Here is a 1973-nt window from a genome sequence, read left to right on the forward strand (position 1 = left end):
GGTCAAAGTTAATTGGGGATTTTTAGCTTTAATGATTTCGCGTTGTTCCAACTGGATTTGAATATCTGTTTTACCAATCCCCTCGTTATTGAAAATCATCAATGGTCGTTTGGTATCATCATAGTTTTTTCCATTATTTTTAATCGCTAAATTGAAATAGGTTTCGGGGTGTGAGAAAGTATTTTCGGTGTCATATTGGGTAGTCATTTTCAGATATAAAGGAACATTGATGTCCATTCCTTTTTTATTTAAAATAGCTTGATGATTGATAGTAATTAAATGGTGGTATTTATCAGAATTTAAATTCGGGATTGTTAAAGGCAGGAGGATTTTATCTTCGTTATTACCGTCTATTCTGTTTACTTCAAAACAAGGCGAATCACTTTCCCTCAGTAACTTAATTTTTTCTTTTCTGGATCGGAAAAAATAATTAGTGAAAGCGGAAAGGGCACTAATGGTTAAAAAAGTGCATAGGAAAATAACTAAAATAGTTAAAATTTTATTTTTATTTTGGGTTTTCATCATTATTTTCCCCCTGGGATAATTAATTTTATTAAAATAATTAAATTATTAATTCCTGTGGTAAACCAAGGAATTTTATTTTCATAATAAAGTGCGAAGCAAGATAAAAACGAATTTAAAATAATCATTAAATAAGTAATTTTTTGGAATAAAGGTAATTTTTCGATGGGTGAAATTTTGAACTCAGGGTTTATTTTTAAATGATGATTATTTTTTTCTGGGTTTTTTGTTTTTTTGATAATTATTTTGGACATATTTTTTTTCTTTCAATTTATTTTAAAATTAACTCTTTTACTTGGTCTTTAATAGTTTTAGATAATTTAAAAGTGACTACCGTTTTAGCAGGAATTTTAATTTTTTCCCCTGTTTGCGGATGTCTGCCATGATAGGCTTTTTTCGCTTTTAAAACAAATTTCCCAATTTGGGGTGATAAAATGACTTCGGCATGAGATGTAATGGCTTCGCTTAAAGTCTTTTCAAAAGTGTGGTAAAACTCTGTCGTTTTGGTAATAGAAGCATGGTTCGCTTCGGCAATTTTTTTAATTAATTCTTTTTTAGTCATTATTAGTTCTCCTTGGTTATTTTTCTTGTTGGGAACGGTCTTGTTTGGTGAAAAATAAGTCCCGCGATAAATGTGCGTTAACGCATCACTCATTTTGAAAATCTCCTTTGATTTATTTATTTTTTTTATCTTATATATAATTTTTAATAATGATTTCTTGATGGATGTTTTTCTGGGCGAGACAATGGCTGGTTGTGGTTTTGATTTTAATGAGGTTCGCGTTGGGGAATAAATTAAGAATTGCTGGTGTAGCATAATTGGTATATAACCATTTGACCCCTTTTTGGTTGCTTGATGCAATTCTAAGGCTAATTGTTGCTGATCAGTAAAAGAAAATGGTTTTTGGTAAAAAACTTTTTCTTTCATCCCTTCATAGTAATAAGGTGGATCACAAAAAAGAAAATCGCCTTGGTGACTAGAGGCGATGATTTTTCGAAAATCCCTACAATATAAACCATGTTTGTTCTTTTGGAAGTGATGTTGGTAGGCGATTAATTGGTTTAAATTAATGATGGGCGTTTTTTTGTTTCGGTTTATAACCAAAAGTTGCTTTTAAATTATTGTGGCGATCATAACGTGTAATCCCCCGAAAAGCGTATTTATTTAAAACATAAAAGATGGCTGTCCTAGTTAATTTTTTGCTTTTTCGGGAATTTTGATTATATTGATTTAATAAATGCTTAAAGGCTTGTTTTTGATTTTGTTGATTGTGATATTGATAAAGATAATTTTCTATTTTTTGGACCTTATGGACAAAATGATCAGGATTTTGGAAACTTTGACGCCACATCGTAATTAAGTCGGGATCGTAATCGTTTAAAATTGCTTTGGCGGGTTTTAAATAAAAATAAAGAACCCCACTCCCTAAAAAAGGTTCATAATAAGTTTT

General features: G+C 30.2%; 4 protein-coding genes and 1 pseudogene. All 5 read right to left on the reverse strand.

All coding sequences use genetic code 11. The features are described from left to right. Nucleotides 1-525: hypothetical protein (locus OC698_RS03010; protein WP_304513214.1), on the reverse strand; the 525-nt coding region annotated here is incomplete at its 3' end. Then, nucleotides 525-776, reverse strand: coding sequence for a hypothetical protein (locus OC698_RS03015; RefSeq protein ID WP_304513215.1), 252 nt, complete (start codon nt 774-776; stop codon nt 525-527). The genes OC698_RS03010 and OC698_RS03015, both read right to left, overlap by 1 nt. A 17-nt stretch (nt 777-793) precedes the next feature. Further along, nucleotides 794-1084 carry an HU family DNA-binding protein gene (locus OC698_RS03020; RefSeq protein ID WP_304513217.1) on the reverse strand — a complete coding sequence of 97 codons (291 nt, stop codon included), beginning with the start codon at nt 1082-1084 and terminating at the stop codon, nt 794-796. Nucleotides 1085-1432: 348 nt separating this feature from the next. Continuing rightward, a pseudogene (locus tag OC698_RS03025) lies at nt 1433-1627 on the reverse strand (DNA adenine methylase); the annotation flags it as partial. Then, nucleotides 1590-1973, reverse strand: a 384-nt coding sequence (locus tag OC698_RS03030; protein ID WP_304513216.1) for a DNA adenine methylase, incomplete at its 5' end; no start/stop codon positions are given. The gene OC698_RS03030 and the pseudogene OC698_RS03025, both read right to left, overlap by 38 nt.

It is taken from the genome of Candidatus Phytoplasma gossypii, assembly GCF_030586975.1.
Lineage (GTDB): Bacteria > Bacillota_I > Bacilli_A > Acholeplasmatales > Acholeplasmataceae > Phytoplasma > Phytoplasma citri.